We start from the raw sequence: 20,634 nt of genomic DNA, 5'->3' as shown, positions 1-20,634 counted from the left end.
TAATTGTTGGTTAAAAAATAAATTGTTAATACACAAATTTAGTAGGAAATCCGTTCCTTGCAAGTGTTTTCGGTAAATTTAGCAAAAATTGTTGATAACTTGTTTTTTTTGTTCATAAAGCATGTTATTTGTCGAGTAAAACAGGTAGAAACCCCTGTTTTATTGGTGCTGGTTGGGTCTTGATATATTTATAATGTCCTGTTTGTAAACTTAAATAGGGCTTTTCAAATAGTTTGATTTTTAGAACTATTAAAATTACAATGAGAGTTTTTTTGCCTTATATAATTACTAGTCTTTACTTAAAATTAGTTAAAGGCTAACGGATTAATTGTATGTTAGATAGTAGTGCAATCTGGATTTGTTAAATAATTTGGTTGTAGGTGTTTTATCAAGTTTTGACACGGATAAAGTTTATAAAATTTCTTGGGGGAATAATTAATAGGCTCTATGTTAAGTATGAAATCTACCAAACTTTCTTAGCGTAAAAGAAAAAAGGCAAATCATCTATAATTACCCGACTGCAAATAGTAAAAAAAAACGCCAGTGTTGTTACCTGGATGCTTAATGATGGTTTATTATAAATATGCTAAGTGAAAATATTTTTGTCCAGATATAGCTGCAATATTAATTTATAAACATAATAGATATTTCTGTAGTATATATGAGAAAAATATGACTATTAAAATTAATATTTGCAGCTAATTCGGGTTAATTATTTGTATTTTGATGCTTGCTATCGGCATGATAGGAAAATAGGAATGAAATTAAATTCTATATTTGTAGGAAATTATTTATGTTTGTAAAGAATATTTTATAAGTCTTTTCATGAATTCAGAAAAAAATGGTGGTAAACCACAGTTGCTATTTGAGCATTTCGAGATTATATTTAGATTGAAATAGTCTTAGTATAATCTCAACAAATTAAATAAACTAATAAATCTAAAAATTAAATAATTATAATGTATACAAATAGAAAACGAGATTTAAATTTACTAAAAAAAAGTTTTTTTTTTGATTTTGATTTTAACAGCGAGTTGTCAAAATGATATAGAAAATGAGAATAAAGAGGAGGCTTTAAGTCTTCATAACAATTATGAGATAGTAGATGGTATTATCAAAATTGAAAGCGTACAAAAGTTAAAAAACATTTTAAAAACCTATCAAAATGATGTCCAAGCTCAGAATGATTTTAATGATGAGATTAGGCAAATTCAAACTAAAGGATTTAAATCATTGACTCCAATGTTTGACGAAGATGATGTTAAAAAAATGGAAGACTTTATTGTTGCGAAAAAAGCAAAAAAACAAAAAATGAATTCTGAATATGGGATTAGTAATGATGTGTCTGGAGATGAGAATTTTGATGTTGAAGATGATCTAATACAAGATCCAAGTTTTGCAGCAATACTAAATGAGAATAGAGAATTAATTGTTGGGGATAGTTTATATAAATATACCGAGCAAGGATTATACTTTTGTCTGGAAAAAAACAGACAAAAATTGTATAATTACTTAAATGGTTTAAAATCTTCTTCCAAAAAGAATAATTTGACCAGAAAGATGGCAATGGTTGCTCCGGTTGATGAGGAAATTTCTTTTTTTATACCTGAAGATAGACCATTTTTAGAGGTTCCTCTTCCGGACATTCCAGTACAAGATCCTTTTCCTGTAAAGCCTACGCCAAGGTTGATGAAATCTTCTTTGCCAATTTCAAGAGTAGATAATGATGGTTTTTTTGAGAAAATATTTGGAGAAAGTGAAGTAGATACAGAAGAGTATGGTGATGGACGTAGAATTAAAATTAAGTTTTGGAATCAAAATTATTTTATTTTTTCATCATTGGGTTGTAGTGCAAGGTTTCAGAAAAGAGTTAAGATTTTAGGTGTTTCAGGCTGGCAAAAATCTTACGCAACTCAAATTGAATTAGGAGTTAATGATATTTCTTATGAATATAATTATAATGTTCCGGTTTATAATGTAGCTAAATATAATTATGAAAACTTTTTTATAGAAATTAACGGAGTTAAATATGCCGGTTCGGGTAAGCAGATTATTGAATTTCCGAGTGGAGCAACAAATTTTCCTTACTCGGGCTCATCACCTCAAGAAGTTACCGTTAGTATATTTAGGCAAGATTTATTCGAGATAAAATGCGATGCAAATAAAGTGTATAATCAAGTTGTTGATGTAGCAGTAAAACAAGCTTTTAAGGCTATTGTGGCTCAGAATCCTGCTCTAACTGAAGTTGGAAAGAAAGTAGAGAATGGAGATCTTACTTATAAAGTAGTAGCGGTAAATCCACTTTTAAATAAAGCGACTATATCTACACAAGGAATGAAGTGGACCAATAATAACGATAATGCAATTACTCATTATTTTGATTTTAATTTTGTTCTAACCTATAGCTCTGATTATAATAATCCTGAAGATTATCTGAAAGGATTGCAGGGATCTACAAAATATGCAAGAGTTAGAGCAGATATTTATGGAGCTGCTCTTCATGATAATGTATGGAAAGGTAGAAGGTTAATTTTAGGTCAATAAATAAAATAAAAACCAAGCCAATATTTTGGCTTGGTTTAAAAAATACTGACATGACAAAATACATAACAACGTTAATCTTACTGGCTTTTATTAATTTAAATGCTCAGGATAAAAGCAGTAGTTTAGAAAATAATCAGTTTAAAATTAATGTTCTTTCCCCGGGAATAACATATGAAAAAAGGTTAAGTAAAAATACAGCGCTAGCAACGGACTTAAATCTTAGCGCAGGTTTCGCTTATAATAGTAATTCTGGCGCCAAGTTGCTACTGTCTCCTTGTATAAGCGAACAGTACAGGTATTATTATAATTTAGAAAAAAGATACTCAAGAGACAGAAACACTAAAAACAATTCCGGAAACTTCATAGCGCTTAGCGGAAGTTACTATTTCAGACCAATTGGCAATTCGGAATATGTAAGTGTTTACGACGGATTAACAATTGCACCGGCATGGGGATTGCACCGGACTTACGGAAGTGGAATTAATATAAGTTTAATTGCAGGTGCAGGTTATAATTTTGGAACGGATGAACGAAAAGCTAACTTTGTTCCGGTAGTAAATTTCACATTAGGTTGGGTAATTGGTAAAAAATAAAGAATGAAACATATTGTAGGGTTGTTTTTTTTAATTTCATTTGGAGCTTTCGCTCAAAGGATTAGGCCTTTTGTTGGGGCTTCAGCTTATATTCATACAGATTTTAATAAATCAATTTTTGGAGATATTAAAATGGGAGCTGAGTATAAAGTTTTCTATTATTTTATGCCTGAAATGGAAATTAATTTTACTTATGGAGCTCTTGAAGAAGTTGTAAATCGGAATGAAACCGGGCTTGTAATGTCTGAATATTCAAAAAGAGCAGCTGCGGTAAATTACAGCTTTTGTCCTAAAGTTATTCTTGGGAATAAAAATGGAGATGGTTCCGGATACATTCAAATTCTTCCCAAACTTACCTATTCGAATATTCAGGCTACTGGTCATGCCTTTACCAGAAACCCAAATAATCTGTCACAACCCATTGAAAAAAAGCAAAAAACTTATGAAAATCAGTATTCTTTCGGATTTGGAGTAGGGTATGTTGTAGATTTATCAGATGACAGCGCACAATCATTGGCATTAAATATTTATTTAAATAATGTTGATTTGGGGAGAGCGTTAAATAAGTTGGATCAAGATAACCGATTTAATACACAGGGTGTAATAGGTCTGGGGGTAAATTATTATTTTTGTTTTAAAAAGAAAACGATCTAAATAGAAAATATGGAAAGCCTTGACGAGCAAGGCTTTTTAATTTAATGCATTTTTGCCGAGTCAGAAAATGTGATCCCATTTAATAATTCTGCCACCTGCATTCTCTTTTTTCCTGGTAATTGCAGACTTAAAAGCTGAATAAAGCCTTCTTTAATCGCAATTTTGATCTCTTTTTTGCTGCTAATCAAGCTTCCAGCTTCATAAGAGTGTGGCTCAGAAACTAGTTTTGCTTCATATATTTTGATGCTTAATTCTTCGTTTTTATCGTTCAGAAAACACCATGCTGCCGGATAAGGACTCAAGCCGCGAATCAGATTATTGATTTCTTCTCCCGATTTTGTCCAGTCGATTTTGCAATTTTCTTTGTTTAATTTGTAAGCTGTTTTTATTTCAGCGTTGTCTTCCTGAATTGTAGTAATGACATTTCCTTTTTCGATAACCTGTAAAGTGTCAACAACAGTTTGACTCCCTAAAAGCATTAATCGATCGTGTAAGTGACCTGCGTTTTCTGCTGGATCAATTGCGATTTCTGAATTCAGGATCATGGCTCCGGTATCTATTTTGTCATCGATAAAAAAGGTAGTAACACCTGTTTTAGTTTCTCCGTTGATAATAGCCCAGTTGATCGGTGCCGCACCACGATAATTAGGTAATAAAGAAGCATGTAGATTAAAAGTGCCCAAACTTGGCATCTCCCAAACTACTTTTGGTAGCATTCTAAAGGCAACAACAATTTGTAAATTGGCGTTTAGCGCTTTTAGTTCCGCTAAAAAACCTTCGTCTTTTAGATTTGTAGGTTGCAATAAAGTCAGGTTGTTTTCTAATGCATATTCTTTTACAGCAGAATATTTTATTTTTTGTCCACGTCCTGCCGGTTTATCAGCTGCGGTGATAACACCCACGACATCGTAGTTGTTTTTGATAATGGTGTCCAGGATGCCAACTGCAAACTCCGGAGTTCCCATAAATATGATTCTTAATTTTTCCATTAGGTTTTTAAAGTATAGGTGTTATCGGATTGTATGATAATGTGATTGTTTTCTAATAATTCCTGAAGTACCAAAATAACATCATTGGTATCCAGTTTTATTTGGGATTGGATTTCTCTGGAGGTCAAAGAAGCTGTTTTTAATAAAGACAGAATTTTATCCGCTATAGAATCGGCTTCGGTTATTTTACCTTTTTTGGTAATGCAATACGAACAAACGCCACAATTTGATTCTGCTTTTTCTCCAAAATAATCCAGAATTAATCTGTTCTTGCAAGTTTTGTCTTCTTTTATATAATGAAGAACAGACAAAAGCTGGTCTTTTTTAAGCTGATTTTGTTTTTCCAGATATTTCGATACGCGGTTTATCGTGCGATCGTCTTCGCGAACTTCATTGAATAATATAGTAGCGTCGTTGTTTTTAGATTTGTATTCAATGATTTCTTTGTCTCTTAATTTTTCTAAAACAATCGTAACCTGTTCTTCGGTATGATTTGATTTTTTTGCAATTAGGGAAAGATTAAACGGAACTTTCATTTCGTGTATTCCCGGATAGGTTCTTAAAATTGCCAAAATGATTTCTTCGTCATTTCGATTCAGACTCATGTAGCGTAACACTTCTTTCGATTCTATTAAAAATTGAAGGGTTATTTTTTCTGAAAATTCCTGAGACATTGTAATAATGCTTTGCTGATTTAGAAATTGCAAGGCATTGTATGTTTTTAAAGTAGGGAAGTCGTATTTCTGACAGAAATGATTCAGCTTGAAAGAGTAAGAGTCATCTAAACCTTCACCATAAGCAATCTGAAAATAATTGCAAAGCTTGACGTAAACGGTATTCAGGAATTTTTTATCAGGCAAAATACTCAAGAACTGCTGCTCTGTTTGATTGGTGTCTGATGGACTGGTGAGTAAAACAGCAAAAGATTTAGCTCCGTTTCTTCCTGCTCTTCCCGATTCCTGATAATAATTTTCTATGTTTTCAGGGAGCTGGGTGTGAATAACTGTTTTTACATTGTCTTTGTCGATTCCCATTCCAAATGCATTTGTTGCCACAATGACCTGTGCTTGTTCGGACATCCACAATTGCATGTTTTTATCTTTTTCTTTAGAGGAAAGACCACCGTGATAATAAGTTGCTCTAAAGCCCAACGATTGTAACTGTGTTGAAATGTTCAGGCATGATTTTCTATTACGGACATATATAATAGAAGGTTGTGGGTTTTTCTTTAAGATTTGTTCGACGCGGTAGAGTTTATCTTCTACCTCAAAAACCATGTAAGCAATATTCTCTCTTGCAAATGACTGCTGGAAAAATCGGGTATCTTTTAAACTCAGTTCTGTCTTAATATCTTCTATAACTCTGGGTGTTGCCGTAGCAGTCAAAGCTAAAAAAGGAATTTTTGGAAAGAATTTTTTAAGTTCAGAAATCTTCAAATAGGCTGGGCGAAAATCATGTCCCCATTGCGAAACACAGTGTGCTTCATCTATAGCAATTAGATTTATGGGAAGATTTTTAATGCGTTCGAGAATCCAATCTGATTGTAGTCTTTCGGGCGAAAGGTATAAAAACTTGTAATTTCCGTATTGACAATTGTCCAGAAGATCAATGATTTCTTCGGTGTGAATTCCACCGGTAAGCGCAATCGCTTTGATTTCTCTTTTCTGCAAATTAGCAACCTGATCTTTCATTAGCGCGACCAAAGGCGAAATCACCAGACAAATTCCCTCCTGCATCATAGCCGGAACCTGAAAACAAATCGATTTCCCTCCACCTGTTGGCAACAGGGCAAAGGTATCCTGACCGTCTAAAACCGAATCAATAATTTCTTTTTGCAGCGGTCTGAAACTGTCATGTTTCCAGTATTTTAATAGAATTTCCTGCGCTTCGGGCATTGGTCTTGTTTTAAAGTTAAAAAATTTAGAAATCAGTTTCTAGTTTTGCAACTTTAAAACAGGCCTAAATTTTATCTAAGATATAAAGAATTCTGTTCTCAACCGTGTCTTTAGGGACTTCGATTAAGTCGTAGCCATATTTCTTATAGGTGTCAACCAAATGATTTTGAATTTTTACAGCCTGATCAAAATTCTCGTAACGCTCAGTATCGCTTTCGTAAATTTCCTCCCAAGGTGGTAAAATAAAAATTTTAGAATATTTGATGTCCTCACACGCTTTTACAAAATGCTCCGGATATTCATCACCAATATAATCCATATAAGCGAGAACATCAGGAATTCCGCGATCTATAAAAACAACCTTGTCAGATTCTTGAACCGCATCTTCATATTGTTTTATACGTCCTTGAAGTAACATTTCGCTAAACAATAAAGGCTGATCTAAAAACAATTGATCGATACCTCGTTGTTGCGCTTCGAGTGTAACTTGTCTTGAAATTTCAGGATAACAGGAGTAGCCACGAGCTACCAATTCGTTAATAAGAGTAGATTTTCCCGTTCCCGGGCCACCAATGAGAACTATGATTTGTTTTTGCACTTTCTAAAAATAAAGCGCAAATTTACCTAAACTTATTCGTAATTAAAAAGATTATTTCTCAGAAACGAACGATTTCGCAATTTTAGGGAGAAAGGCTTCTGTTTTTGGCTTTGTTTTAGATGGCTAGTAATAATAATCAGAGGCTATGAAGCTAAGGTGTTTCAATTAATGTCAAGAGAGAAGAATGTCCTTTTCTTTAGGAATTTTTCTTCTGAAAGTACACCTGCAAGGTTTTTTTTAACCTTGTCGGTGTTCTTAGGATAATAGATATCTGGTAAATACCTACAAGGTTGAAGAAAATCTTGCAAGAGAGGTGAATTGTAGCTTGTTTTTTAAGGCCGTCCGGCGGCACTTAAGTTTGAGTAATTATGTTTAGTTAGGTTGATTCTTATGTTAGTACTGCAGTTTCCTCTGTCGTTCATTTGAATTAAAGAATATTTTTATTTTTATTTTTTCAAAGAGAAATTTAATTGTATCCGCCAATAAAGAGCGTAAATAAGCCGGATATCACAAAAAGAAAAATGTAAAGTAGCAGCAAAAAAATATTTACATTTTTTAATAACGTTTGTTTTTTGTTGGTAAATCGAGAAGTTTCTTTCGCTAAGAAAATAAGAAGTAGCAAAAGAAAAACTGTAGTAGTCCAAGCTAAGAATATTGCTTTTTCATCACGGGCATCAGTCATGCTTACGGCAATTAGAAAAATAATAAAAAAAGGAATGCCAAGTCGGATTGCTAAATGTGAAATTAAACTTGTTTTCTCTTCCTGCACAGGTTTTGGGTCAGTATTTTTAATTTCGGAAGAGTTGGTTGGTTTATCATTCATGTTTTTTATTTTTTAATTGCATAAATCTGTAAGATATTTCAAATGTAAAAGGTTGCCACGAATTACCCTAATTTCCACTAATTTTAGTTTTATGGAAGCGTTAACACAATTTTGATTTGGTGAAATTTGATTTCGCGCCAAAATAATTAGTGCCAATTTGTGAAATTCGTGTTGAACAAAGGAAGCAGCTTTGCGGTATTTTAAGTTCTGGAAAGCAAAAAGATTGAAAAGTCAACCAGATATCGAGATAGACACGAATTTCACGAATTTTCACGAATTTTAATTTTATGGAAGCGTTAAGGCAAATTTTGGATTGGTGAAATTTGATTTCGCGCCAAAATAATTAGTGCCAATTCGTGAAATTCGCGTTGAACAAAGGAAGCAGCTTTACGGTATTTTAAGTTCTGGAAAGCAAAAAGATTGAAAAGTCTATCAGATAGCGAGATAGACACGAATTACACTAATTTCAACTAATTTTAATTTTATGGAAGCGTTAACACAATTTTGGATTGGTGAAATTCGATTTTGCTCAAAAATAATTAGTGAAAATTCGTGAAATTCGTGTTGAACAAAGTAAACTTATTCGAGATATTTCCGGTTCAGAAAAATCTAAAACCTAAAATCTGAAATCTGAAATCAAAACCGTATATTTGCGTTTATTTTAATATAAGCATGGAGAACGATAAAGAAAAAAGCACCGCTGAATTTTACGAAAGATTAAAGACTGAGTTAGACAACAGTAACACTTGGCCGGCAGAATATTTGTATAAATTTATAATGCCTTCAGTTGCTGATAATGTTGAGAGAGTCGAAAGAGCTTTTGACAGTATGGGTGCGGTTATTAAAACAACAAAATCTAAAACAGGTAAATTTACCAGTGTTTCTGTAGATGTAACGATGAATAGTGCTGATGAAGTGATCGTTAAGTACAAAGAAGTTTCTACAATAGAAGGTATAGTTTCATTATAACTTATGGTCGAAAAATATAAAAAAGAAGTCGCAAATGACGTTGTTTTTAATTTAGAATACAATTCTGAAAGACAGCGTTTACTTATTCCGGAATATGGTCGTCATTTACAAAAATTGATTGATCAGGCAACCGTTATTGAAGATGCTGAAACGCGTAATAAAGCGGCAAAGTACATCATTCAGGTAATGGGAAGTTTGAATCCGCATTTACGTGATGTACCGGATTTTCAGCATAAATTATGGGATCAGCTTTTTATCATGTCTGATTTTAAATTAAATGTAGAATCTCCATACCCAATTCCGTCTCGTGATGTATTGCAACTGAAACCGGATGTTTTGCAATATCCGCAGAACTTTCCGAAATACAGATTTTATGGGAACAATATCAAATATATGATTGATGTTGCCAATAAATGGGACGATGGCGAAATGAAAAATGCATTGGTTCTGGTGATTGCCAACCACATGAAAAAATCATACTTAAGTTGGAATAAAGACACCGTAAAAGACGATGTTATTTTTGAACACTTATTTGAATTGTCAGGCGGAAAAATCAACTTACTGCAAAGTACAGAAGAACTTTTGAATACCACCGATTTATTGCGTACGAACAAACGTATCTCTAATAAAATCACACCGGCGGGACAACCAAAAATTCAAAGCAACAAAAACAATAATAAAGGCGGGAAGCCAAAACCTTTTCAGAAAAACAACAATCAAAAGAATGTTTAGGGAAAGTTGCTAAGAAGCTAAGCTACTAAGTTGCTGAGATTTTGTTTGGATGTAAACTCAGGACCTCAGAGCCTTATAATCTTAGAACCTTTAAAAGAAAACAATAAAAAAAGTGGCTAAGAAGCTAAGTTGCTGAGATTTTGTTTGAATGCAAACTCAGAACCTCAGAGCCTTAGAATCTTAGAACCTTTAAAAGAAAACAATAATAAAAAAAACGGCTAAGTTGCTAAGTGACTAAGATCCTGAATTTTTTCAGAAGCTTAGTGCCTCAGAACCTTAGAACCTCAGAACCTAAAAAAAGAATATGGGAATTTTTAAAATCGAAGGAGGAATACCTTTAAAAGGAGAAATCACTCCGCAAGGAGCAAAAAATGAGGCATTACAAATTTTATGTGCAGTGCTTCTAACAGGAGAAAAGGTAAGAATTAATAACATTCCGGATATTATCGATATCAATAAATTAATCACTTTGTTGGGGAATTTAGGGGTGAAAATTCAAAGAAACGAACCAGGTTCTATTACATTCCAGGCAGATGAGGTAAATGTTGGGTATTTAGAAACAGAAGCTTTTAAGAAAGAGGGTGGAGCACTTCGTGGTTCTATCATGATTGTTGGGCCGTTATTGGCTCGTTTCGGAAGAGGGTATATTCCAAAACCGGGAGGAGATAAAATTGGTCGTCGCAGATTAGATACACACTTTGAAGGTTTTATTAACCTTGGAGCAAAATTCAGATACAACAGAGAAGATCACTTTTATGGTGTAGAATCTCCGGAAGGAGGTCTTACAGGAACAGACATGTTACTTGATGAGGCTTCCGTAACAGGAACTGCAAACATTGTAATGGCAGCAGTTTTAGCAAAAGGAGTAACAACCGTTTATAATGCTGCTTGCGAGCCTTACTTGCAACAGTTATGTAAAATGTTGAATTCGATGGGAGCTAAAATCACCGGAGTTGGTTCTAATTTACTGACTATCGAAGGTGTTGAAAGCCTTGGTGGTTGTGAGCACAGAATTCTTCCGGATATGATTGAAATCGGTTCTTGGATTGGTCTTGCAGCTATGACAAAAAGCGAAATTACAATCAAAAATGTAAGCTGGGAAAATTTAGGTTTGATCCCGAACACATTCAGAAAATTAGGAATTACAATCGAAAAACGTGGCGATGATATTTACATTCCTGCTCATACAAATGGGTACGAAGTAAAAACTGACATTGACGGTTCTATCTTAACTATTGCTGATGCACCATGGCCAGGATTTACGCCTGACTTATTGAGTATCGTTTTAGTGGTGGCAACACAAGCTAAAGGCGATGTTTTGATTCACCAAAAAATGTTTGAAAGCCGTTTGTTTTTCGTTGATAAATTGATTGATATGGGAGCAAAAATTATGTTATGTGATCCGCACAGAGCGGTGGTGATGGGACATAATTTCGAATCTCAACTTAAAGCTACAACAATGTCATCTCCGGACATTCGTGCGGGAATCTCATTGTTAATTGCTGCTTTATCTGCAAAAGGGACAAGCACAATTCAAAATATAGAACAAATCGACCGTGGATACGAGCGTATCGACGAGCGTTTAAGAGCTATTGGAGCAAAAATCGTGAGAGCATAGTTAAAAAATCTCAAATGACGAATGAACAAAAAGCTATAAAAGCTACTTATTTTAGTATAGCTGGAAACACCTGCCTTGCCCTTGTAAAAGGATTGGCAGGTTTTTTTGGCAATTCTTATGCCTTGATTGCCGATGCGATCGAATCAACAACGGATATATTTTCGTCTTGTTTGGTGTTATTCGGAATCAAATATTCAAGTAAACCGGCTGATGAAAATCATCCTTACGGACATGGTCGTGCCGAACCTCTGATTACCTTTTTGGTAGTTGGATTTTTAATTACTTCCGCAACGATTATTGGGTACGAAAGCATTGCTAATATTCAAACCCCGCACGATTTACCAAAATCATGGACCTTGTATATTTTAGGCCTGATTATTATCTGGAAGGAATATTCATTCCGATTGGTAATGAAACGCAGTAAACAAACCAATAGTTCCTCTCTGGCGGCAGATGCCTGGCATCATCGCAGTGATGCTATAACTTCTATTGCGGCATTTGTCGGAATTTCAATTGCCTTGATTATGGGGAAAGGTTATGAATCTGCCGATGACTGGGCCGCACTTTTTGCTGCTTTCTTCATCTTGTACAATAGCTATAAAATTTTCAGACCTGCTCTTGGTGAAATCATGGACGAAAATCTAAACGCCGATTTGGTAGAAGAAATTCGCATCACTTCTTTGACAGTTGACGGCATTTTAGGAACAGAAAAATGTTTTATCAGAAAAGCAGGAATGCAATACCATGTTGATCTTCACGCTATAGTGTCGGCAAAAATTTCGGTAAAAGAAGGACACGAGTTATCACATAAATTACAGGATACCCTCAAAGAAGTAATCCCTCAATTAGGAAATGTTTTAATCCATATTGAGCCGGATGATTATCATTAGGGAGTTGCTAAGTGACTAAGATGCTGAGGTTCTGAGTATAAAAAAAATCCGCATATTCTTTAAAAGATTAAGCGGATTTTTTTATGTTATTACTTGTGGGATATCATTATTTTTTTGCGCTTTTAATGAAAGAAAATTTCTATTTCTAAAGTAATGAAAGGTAAAACCTTTCGATTGCTCAGTTCCCAATCCATTTTGTCAGTTCGAGCGAAGTCGAGAACCGTTAAGCAATTCAAAAACTTAGTTACTCAGAACCTCAGAGCCTTAGCCACTTCCTCCTAATCCAAGACATTTAGAATTTTCAGTCCAAAAACAACTCCGTTTTGTTGGATGCCGCCTTGATAAGAATGTACATAATCTACTCTGAATAGTTTGAATTTCCCAAATCCCAGATTATCTAAACCAACGGTAAATTCGGTATAAGGCTTTCTATCCGGAATCGCTAGGGAGTGAAAGCCTAAATTCAAGGTTGATTTTAATAGATTCAATAATGGAATTTTATTCATGATAAATCCGGTGTCATTGTATTCTAAATGACTTTCAAAATAACTGTCGTTAGTGCTGTTTGCGTAATAGGGCATTAAATTGAAAACATTTAGATAGCGATCAGCTGTTCCAATATGCGTCTGATTTCCGTTAAAATGTTTGTAATCTATAAAAGAAATATTTTCTGCATTAAAGAATTTCCCTGCTCTGAAACTCGTTCCCAGTAAACCTTTATTGGCTAATGCTAAATCGTATTGTACCAAAGCTGCGATTCGGTCAAATTCATACTTTTTCTCGCTTGCCGCAAAGGCTTTTTCATAAGTTAAATACAGTGTTGGGTATTTGTCGTTTTTAACATTGAATCTTGCGTTGGGTCTTGAAATGTATTTGTTTCCAAAATTAATTTGCGTGGTTAGGCTGGTTTTGAGTACATGATGCTGATTGAAAGCAGGAGTATCATAATCATTTGGTGCCAAAGGATTATTAGAAGAGTACATATCATCTCTTTTAAAGAAAGAATAGTCAGTAGTGTTAAAAAGTGGTTTTCGCTGTTCATAGGCCATTTTAGCATTCAAAGTGATACCGTTTGCAACATTTTGCGAATAGTTAATTTGGGCAAATTCTAGATTGTAGAGCTTCATATAATTGTCTTTGAAAAACAAGGAACTGACAGAATTTACAATTTTAGAGATAGGTTCCGCGCCATTAAATTGTACTGCTTTTGTTCCTCCCGAAGCACTGATTGTAGCAAAATTTGTGTTGTTGAATTTATGGTGAAATTGAGCTGTAGCGCGGAAACGTTCGTCTGAAAAACCATAATTAAAAGTAGTTTTTATCAGAGTGCTTTTTCCTTTTTCTTCATCCCATTTTTTAAAAGAAAAACCGGTATCGAAATTAAAACCCTGAACGGTATTAAAACTTAAGGAAGAAATGTCTAATAAACCATCGTAGGTAAAAGAATGTTGCTTGAAGGTATTCTTGTAATTGTAACCCGTTAATACATCTAAGACTTTAAATTTATTGTTTTTTGCATCAACAGAATCAGTGTATTTCTGTGATTTTCTGATGGTTTGAATGCTGTCTTTCTTGGTGTAATCGTTGCTTTCTTCAATTGTTAACGGAATAGGACGAATCTCATTCCAAAAAGCGTTGTCTTTTTTGTTGGCGTTGGCCTCAAAAGCTACAATTTCGTTCCCAAATGTTTTCTTTGCAAAAGAATCCGGAAAATCATAATTGGAGTAAATATAGTTGAAATGGGCAGAAAATTTGATGCCAAAGATACCGGCCTTAAACGATAAAGTTTGGGCATTTTTGGACCATATTTTATTTTTGGAATGATAACTAAAGCTTTGTTTTAAAGTCATAATTTCGGTAAGTTCATTTTTCATTCGATACCCTTTTATATCAAAATCTACTGCATACAAGGCAAAACTATCATCAACAATATAAATGTAGCCTTCAAAAACAGGTTCTTTATCCCGTTTTGGAATTACTTTTATTTTGTTTATTTCCTGGTTATTGGAATCAAAAAAAGTTCCTTCCAATTTGTATTTGTAATAATTGAAAGCATTATCGGCCAATGGAGAAATTAATTTTACATCAAAATCTAAAGTATTATCGTAAAAATCATAAGTAGATAAAGCAGCTGTATTGTAACTATAACCTCTGTTGTTTCCGGAGATTTTAGAAGCTATGATTTTCTCCTTCAATTTGTCCGGCTTTTCAAAAGTGATTTTGGAAACGGTTTCGGATAAGTACAAAATTCCGGTTCCGGTAGAGTCCAGATTGGAGGCCATATCTGCGCCAAGATCTATTTTTTGACCTAATATTTTTTTAGGTAAATCTTTGATTTTAAACATTCCCTTTGAGTAAAAATCGGCTGTATACCGTGCTGTTTTTTGGGAGTTTTCTTTTTTGTTTGCAATGGCACTTCGGATTATGGCATTGGCAGGATTGTTTTTAGGGTCGATGACAACCTCATTTAAAACAAAATTTTCTTCCTGCATTTTTACATCCAGAACAATCGTTTTGGTGTCAGGTGAAACAGTGATTTTTTGGGTTTTAAAACCTAAGTACTGAAAAGTAATTTTGTTTTTGCCAATGTCTTTTACAGTAAGTTGGTATTTTCCCTGCTCGTTTGAGGTGGTGCCGGTATACGTGTTTTCCTCAAAAACAGAAACAAAGGGTAGTGGGTTTCCTTTTTCATCGGTAATAGTTCCTTTGATTTGAGCAAAGTTGGAAAGAGAAAAAAGTAAAAAAGCTAATAAAGTATAGTTTCTCATAAAAAGTTGGTTATCCTGCAAAAATAGGAGAACTTAAAAGAGAGTCTATTAAAGATTTGTTAAATAGAGTATTACAAAAACGACTGAATTGCCAGCTCATAACTTTTTAAACCAAAGCCTAAAATTACACCCTTGGCGTTTCCGGATAAATACGATTGATGTCTGAAACTTTCACGAGCATAGGTGTTTGAGATGTGAACTTCAATAACAGGTGTGGTAACCGCTTTCATAGCATCACCTAAACCGATGGAGGTGTGGGTATAAGCTCCGGCATTTAAAATAATCCCGTCAAATGTGAAACCACATTCCTGGATTTTGCCAATCAGTTCCCCTTCAATGTTACTTTGATAATAGGAAAGTTCAATATTTGGATATTTTTCCTGCAGTGTTTCAAAATAAGCTTCAAAAGTTTGACTTCCGTAAACTTCCGGTTCTCTTTTTCCTAAAAGATTCAAATTGGGGCCGTTAACAATGCAGATTTTCATAAGCTGGTTTTAAATTAATTAAGGTGTTTTAGGGAAGTCATTTCACATTTCACAAAAAACATTTTACAAGAGTGGTAAAAATAAAAAAACCGCTCCAATTAATAGAGCGGTTTTGGTAAAAGTATGTGATATTATTTTTAGAACATAAATCCTGCTGATAATTGTACAGTTGAGTTTTTAATATCTGCATTTTTTGAAGCTTCAGTCAAACCAAGGCTGTAACGTCCTTGAACAAAAAGACTTTTAGTAATTTTAAATCCAAGTCCTGCATTAAGTGCGAAATCAAATGTTTCTGCATTTTTTACATCAAAATCATTTTTTTCGCTTAATAAAAATGATGCTTGCGGACCAGCTTCAATACTAAAAGATTTACCTACATAGAATTTAGCCATAACCGGTATAGATAAATAACCTAATTCGTTTTTAAACTCTGAAACAGCATTTTTGTAAGTTGCACCTTGCGTAGAATACAAAAGTTCGGGTTGAATAGAAAAGCTATCAAGGATTTTTAGCTCTGCAACAACACCTGCATGGTAGCTTGTAATTCCTTCTTTGTCAAATCCTCCTGCGTCAATAGAGGTACCTCCTGTTTGGTTTGCGAAATTAACCCCCGCTTTAACCCCAAGTTGTAAAAATTGTGCCTGAATTGTTGCTGTTGTAGCTAGGAACAATACCGCTGCTAAAAGTATCTTTTTCATAAAATTGTTTTTTAGAATTAAAGTTGTTTTATAGGTCAAAACTACAGAATTAGTATTTTATTGTATTATATTTTAGATTAAATAATTACTATAATTCGCATGTTTTTTTAAATTTTCATCTTTTTTTTGATTGAAATAATGATTCAATTGTCTAAAGGTTAAACATTTACTTTCGCTAAAAAAAACATTTTTTTTAAGGCCTGTTATTTGCTTGCTATCGCTTTTTTGTAATATAATTTTTAAGTTTTATTTATAGGGGACAGGATAGAATAGAGGTAAAAACTTACTAATTTATGATATAAGCTTGTAAGTGTCAAAATTACGGATGTGTCAAATATTGGCTTTTTTTAACAGGTTTTTTAGCCTTATTAAGCCTTTATTTGTTAAAAAACAAATCTTTGGAAATGTTTGATAATGATTATGAGGTTTTATATCAAATGATAAAAGATGAAAGATTGGAGGGTAATATTACAGTAAGAGAAATGATACTCAAAAATTTAGGAAATGAAGCTTTATTGAACTCGATTGAAATAAACAATCCTACTCTAACAATTTTAGTTCCTGAATTACCTGAGAATTCTTTTTCTGCTCAATTATGGAATACTGAAAATCAAATACCAAAAGTAGCAATTAGACTGTCTACCACTAATAACATTCCTGTAATTAATTTAGATGGATCAGAAGAGATTATCAAACAGGAGTATATTCCGGCTTATCCAATTATAGTAATTAAGGATAACGAAAGAATTGTAGTTAGCAACAATTCTGTAAATAAAGGTATTAAGACCAGATCTGTTGGTGTATTTAATGGTGTTAACTATAAATTTTTGGATAATTCTTTTGATGGTGTCAATAAATCTAAAGCGGAATTGGCAAGAACTGTCGAAGTTTCGGCAATAGATCCTAAAATTATCACGGCATATAACACCTATAATGCGGTAAATGTTGATGGTTGGCAAAGAGATTATATTTATTATGGTATAACACCTGATTCTCAAAAGGGGCCTTTTAAATATAATTTTCAAGAAGGTATTAAGTCTTTTATGTTGCAAGGTGATCTTAATAGCGCTTATGATAAAATTGCTGAACAAACAGGTGATCCATATATGCCAGGGCGTATTAGCGCCAATGATCTTTCCAATATTGGAGGATGGGCTGATGGTAGTTTTGAATTTAAAGTTCGGATTTTAGTAAATGCAAAGAATGGAGTCGGATCAGAAATAATAAAGTATTTTAGCGCGAGAGTTCGTGATTTGTTTTCTTTTAAATATCTTGGAGGGCCTTTTTATTTTTACAGAAGGTTTGAGGGCTTTAAAAAAATGGATTTAAATATTCCAATTTTTAATTGGGATTTAGATCAATATGCTTCTACAATTAAAATAGATGTTGAGGAAGTGGATTTGACAGTAACTACAGTTTTAACGGAATCTAGAAATGCTGAATTTGCTTCTAATTTTAGTGTTGATGTAAGTGGAGGGTATAAAGATTATGTTAAAGTTGGACTTAAATACGGGACTAGTCAAAAAATTACGAAAACTAGTACGGTTCAAAAAACATTTACTGAAGGAAACGATTTGTTGGGAGATGTAATTGTTAATTTTGCGGATAATGTGATTATTGGCGCCGATGGTGCAAATTATACTACAAGGGAGTATAGTTCGGGGTTATACTCTATCGGGATTGAGCCAATTCGAGTTCAGTAAAGTTTCTATTAATATTTGAATGCCTTCCCCTAACCGGGAAGGTTTTTTTATACCCAAAAATGTTTTACTTTGCACGTATGAATTGGAATACCTACATAAAAGATTATCAATCGTATTTGCGAATCGAAAGAGGATTGTCTAAAAATACAATTGAAAATTATGGTTTCGATATCGGACGATTGTGTCTTTTTTTAGAGACGAACGGTATTGAAGTTTCGCCATTGAAAATCACAGACGAAACCGTACAGCAGTTTATTTATGACGTTTCAAAAGAAGTGAATCCAAGGTCCCAGGCCAGAATTATTTCCGGATTGAAAAGTTTTTTCAATTATTTAGTATTTGAAGATTACAGAAAAGACAGCCCGTTAGAATTAATTGAGGCCCCAAAAACGGGACGGAAATTACCGGATACCTTGTCTGTTACGGAAATAGATGCCTTAATTGCGGCTATAGATCTGAGTTCAAATGAAGGAGAAAGAAACCGCGCTATTTTAGAGACTTTATACGGCTGTGGACTCCGGGTTTCGGAATTGGTGTCGCTTAAGATCTCTGATTTGTATTTTGAGGAGGGTTTTGTTAAAATCACCGGAAAAGGAAATAAAGAGCGTTTTGTTCCGATTGGTAAGTTTACTGAAAAGTACATCCGCATGTATCAAAGCAGCATTAGAAATACATTAAATATAAAAAAAGGTTATGAAGATACTTTGTTTTTAAACCGCAGAGGAAGTCAGCTTACACGCTCCATGATTTTTGCTATTATAAAAGATCTGGCCGTAAAAGTAAATCTGAATAAAAATATTAGTCCACATACTTTGCGTCATTCATTTGCAACCCATTTGCTCGAAAATGGAGCTGACTTAAGATCCATTCAGTTAATGCTTGGACATGAGTCAATTACAACTACTGAGATTTACGTTCATTTAGATAGAAGTTTTCTGAAAGAAGTCATACACTCTTTTCATCCCCGAAAATAATTTCGAATAATAATTGTGATCAACTGTCGTTTTTCTTTTTAAATTTTAATATATTGGGTATATATTTTACATATAGGAAAATATAGGGTTATTTTTCTTACTTTTTTATCTTGAATAGGGTGTAGGGAGTTCAAATTAAATAAAATAAGTAATATATGGTTTTTGATTTGTATGGAAGTGAGGATTGCTTAGAGGTAAATAATTTTTACAGAAAGCTGTTTGCAGAGATGCCGGATTTACTTTTTCAATTTATTATTGATCGCGATAATAAATATTCTTTTCCACTTGTCAGTAAGTCTGCGGATGCTATTTTTGAACTTACCGCTAGTGATTTTACTAATGATATTAAGTTAATTATTTACGATAGGATATTTGCTCAGGACAAAGAATTGTTTTTTACGTCTTTGGTAAAAGCAAGAAAAGAGATAAAGCCCTGGGAGATCGAATTTAGAGCGGTCTTGCCTAAAAAAGGATTGCGCTGGTTTAAGGTTTCTTCTAAAACCGAACTAGCTGCAGATGGTGGTGTTGCTTTCTTTGGTCATATTTCTGACATTACAGATCTAAAAGAGAAAGAAGAGAATCTTCGTATTTCTGAGGAGCGTTTTCAGTTTGCTTTGGAGGCTTCAACTGCAGGTATTTGGGATTGGGACATGGTGACCAACCGTGTTTTTTATTCTTCCTTGTCATTGAAAATTTTAGAGCTGGAGTCAACCGATATTTTTGATGATCCGGAACGTTGGGATAAAATCGTGCATCCCGATGATCTTCCTAAGTATTATTCAGATATTAAGGATCATTTTGAGAATAAAATTCCCTATTACGAAAATTACCATCGTGTCATGACGTCCAGCGGTAATTATAAATGGATACTTGACAGAGGAAAGGTAATCAAGCGCGATGAGAATGGAAAACCTTTGCGTGTGATCGGAACGCACACGGATGTCTCTTCACAAAAAGAAAAAGAGCTGGATCTTATAAAAACAATGAAATTATACAGTGATCAGAATAGCCGATTGCTGAATTTTTCTCATATTGTTTCGCATAATCTAAATACGCAGGCCGGGAATATAAAATCGATATTAGACTTTATCGATGCGGATGTTAATAAACAAACTGTTGACGAAATGTTAGAGCATTTAAGAACCGTTTCCAATGATCTGAATGAAACTATTTCTAATCTGACCCAGATTGTAAAAACACAAAGCAATATCAATATCATCGTGGTTCCTTTGAGGTTAAGTGAGTATATCGAAAAAACGATTTTTACCATTAGAGGGCATGACAGACAAAAAAATGTTTCGATTGTAAATAATGTTCCCAAATACGTAAGCATCAATTTTAATCCGGCTTATCTGGAAAGTGTGTTATTGAATTTCACAACAAACGCTATAAAGTACGCGCACCCTGATCGGGATCCTGTTATTATTTTTGATTTTGCAATTGAACCGGACGGTTTTAAATCACTTAAGATTACTGATAACGGTTTAGGGATTGATTTGAACGTTTATGGTGATCTCTTGTTCGGAATGTATAAAACCTTTCACAAACATCGCGAAGCACGCGGAATTGGATTGTATATTACCCGAAATCAAATTGAAGCGATGAAAGGCTCTATCTCTGTTGAAAGTGAAGTAGGAGTAGGGACAAGCTTTAAAATTGTATTTAATGATATATGAGGTTTAGGTGATTTGGGATAGCCGA

Annotated in this window: 17 protein-coding genes; 10 read left to right on the top strand and 7 right to left on the bottom strand. The window is 33.8% G+C overall.

Annotated elements, in window-relative coordinates:
- Positions 1-1,011 precede the first annotated feature (1,011 nt).
- The 3 genes from LNP23_RS00785 to LNP23_RS00775 are packed head-to-tail and all read left to right on the top strand — an operon-like array spanning position 1,012 to position 3,791.
- Positions 1,012-2,544, top strand: a complete 1,533-nt coding sequence (locus tag LNP23_RS00785) for a hypothetical protein (protein ID WP_230003116.1) — start codon at positions 1,012-1,014, stop codon at positions 2,542-2,544.
- Between the two features lie 50 nt (positions 2,545-2,594).
- Positions 2,595-3,137, top strand: coding sequence for a hypothetical protein (locus tag LNP23_RS00780; protein WP_230003114.1), 543 nt, complete (start codon positions 2,595-2,597; stop codon positions 3,135-3,137).
- Between the two features lie 3 nt (positions 3,138-3,140).
- A complete protein-coding gene (locus LNP23_RS00775) occupies positions 3,141-3,791 on the top strand; it encodes a hypothetical protein (protein WP_230003112.1) in 651 nt (216 codons plus the stop codon).
- Positions 3,792-3,832: 41 nt separating this feature from the next.
- Here LNP23_RS00775 and fmt read toward each other — a convergent pair whose 3' ends face one another.
- From fmt to LNP23_RS00755, 4 genes are all read right to left on the bottom strand, one after another.
- Positions 3,833-4,780: a methionyl-tRNA formyltransferase gene (fmt, locus tag LNP23_RS00770; RefSeq protein WP_230003110.1), complete on the bottom strand. Its 948-nt coding sequence runs from the start codon at positions 4,778-4,780 to the stop codon at positions 3,833-3,835.
- Positions 4,780-6,675 (bottom strand): RecQ family ATP-dependent DNA helicase, encoded by a 1,896-nt coding sequence (locus LNP23_RS00765; RefSeq protein WP_230003108.1) that lies wholly within the window; start codon positions 6,673-6,675, stop codon positions 4,780-4,782. Before LNP23_RS00765 ends, fmt begins: the two co-directional genes overlap by 1 nt.
- Before the next feature lie 64 nt (positions 6,676-6,739).
- Positions 6,740-7,273 carry an AAA family ATPase gene (locus tag LNP23_RS00760; RefSeq protein ID WP_047773981.1) on the bottom strand — a complete coding sequence of 178 codons (534 nt, stop codon included), beginning with the start codon at positions 7,271-7,273 and terminating at the stop codon, positions 6,740-6,742.
- Positions 7,274-7,739: 466 nt separating this feature from the next.
- On the bottom strand, positions 7,740-8,096 hold the full coding sequence (locus LNP23_RS00755; RefSeq protein ID WP_230003107.1) for a hypothetical protein: 357 nt from the start codon (positions 8,094-8,096) through the stop codon (positions 7,740-7,742).
- A 672-nt stretch (positions 8,097-8,768) separates the two neighbouring features.
- Between LNP23_RS00755 and LNP23_RS00750 the strand changes: the two genes are divergently transcribed.
- From LNP23_RS00750 to LNP23_RS00735, 4 genes are all read left to right on the top strand, one after another.
- Positions 8,769-9,065, top strand: coding sequence for a DUF493 family protein (locus LNP23_RS00750; RefSeq protein ID WP_047773978.1), 297 nt, complete (start codon positions 8,769-8,771; stop codon positions 9,063-9,065).
- A 3-nt stretch (positions 9,066-9,068) separates the two neighbouring features.
- Complete coding sequence (locus tag LNP23_RS00745; RefSeq protein WP_047773976.1) at positions 9,069-9,797, top strand: DUF4290 domain-containing protein; 729 nt, start codon at positions 9,069-9,071, stop codon at positions 9,795-9,797.
- A gap of 304 nt (positions 9,798-10,101) precedes the next feature.
- Positions 10,102-11,415, top strand: coding sequence for a UDP-N-acetylglucosamine 1-carboxyvinyltransferase (gene murA, locus LNP23_RS00740; RefSeq protein WP_047773975.1), 1,314 nt, complete (start codon positions 10,102-10,104; stop codon positions 11,413-11,415).
- Positions 11,416-11,429: 14 nt separating this feature from the next.
- Positions 11,430-12,305: a cation diffusion facilitator family transporter gene (locus LNP23_RS00735; RefSeq protein WP_047773973.1), complete on the top strand. Its 876-nt coding sequence runs from the start codon at positions 11,430-11,432 to the stop codon at positions 12,303-12,305.
- Positions 12,306-12,583: 278 nt separating this feature from the next.
- Here LNP23_RS00735 and LNP23_RS00730 read toward each other — a convergent pair whose 3' ends face one another.
- From LNP23_RS00730 to LNP23_RS00720, 3 genes are all read right to left on the bottom strand, one after another.
- Entirely contained in the window at positions 12,584-15,073 is a 2,490-nt protein-coding gene (locus LNP23_RS00730; RefSeq protein ID WP_230003105.1) for a DUF5686 and carboxypeptidase regulatory-like domain-containing protein, read from the bottom strand.
- A gap of 71 nt (positions 15,074-15,144) precedes the next feature.
- On the bottom strand, positions 15,145-15,558 hold the full coding sequence (aroQ, locus tag LNP23_RS00725; protein WP_047773970.1) for a type II 3-dehydroquinate dehydratase: 414 nt from the start codon (positions 15,556-15,558) through the stop codon (positions 15,145-15,147).
- 137 nt (positions 15,559-15,695) lie between these two features.
- Positions 15,696-16,256: a porin family protein gene (locus LNP23_RS00720; RefSeq protein WP_047773968.1), complete on the bottom strand. Its 561-nt coding sequence runs from the start codon at positions 16,254-16,256 to the stop codon at positions 15,696-15,698.
- A 404-nt stretch (positions 16,257-16,660) separates the two neighbouring features.
- Between LNP23_RS00720 and LNP23_RS00715 the strand changes: the two genes are divergently transcribed.
- The 3 genes from LNP23_RS00715 (at position 16,661) to LNP23_RS00705 (ending at position 20,609) form a co-directional block, all read left to right on the top strand.
- Positions 16,661-17,959: a hypothetical protein gene (locus tag LNP23_RS00715; protein WP_230003103.1), complete on the top strand. Its 1,299-nt coding sequence runs from the start codon at positions 16,661-16,663 to the stop codon at positions 17,957-17,959.
- Between the two features lie 77 nt (positions 17,960-18,036).
- On the top strand, positions 18,037-18,933 hold the full coding sequence (gene xerD, locus LNP23_RS00710) for a site-specific tyrosine recombinase XerD (RefSeq protein ID WP_047773959.1): 897 nt from the start codon (positions 18,037-18,039) through the stop codon (positions 18,931-18,933).
- A gap of 155 nt (positions 18,934-19,088) precedes the next feature.
- Positions 19,089-20,609 carry a sensor histidine kinase gene (locus tag LNP23_RS00705; protein ID WP_230003101.1) on the top strand — a complete coding sequence of 507 codons (1,521 nt, stop codon included), beginning with the start codon at positions 19,089-19,091 and terminating at the stop codon, positions 20,607-20,609.
- Positions 20,610-20,634: the final 25 nt, after the last annotated feature.

The sequence above is a fragment of the Flavobacterium cupriresistens genome (assembly GCF_020911925.1).
GTDB classification, from domain to species: Bacteria; Bacteroidota; Bacteroidia; order Flavobacteriales; family Flavobacteriaceae; genus Flavobacterium; species Flavobacterium cupriresistens.
The sequence above is the reverse complement of the archived record's forward strand: the minus strand, read 5'-3'. Positions and strand labels throughout refer to the sequence as shown.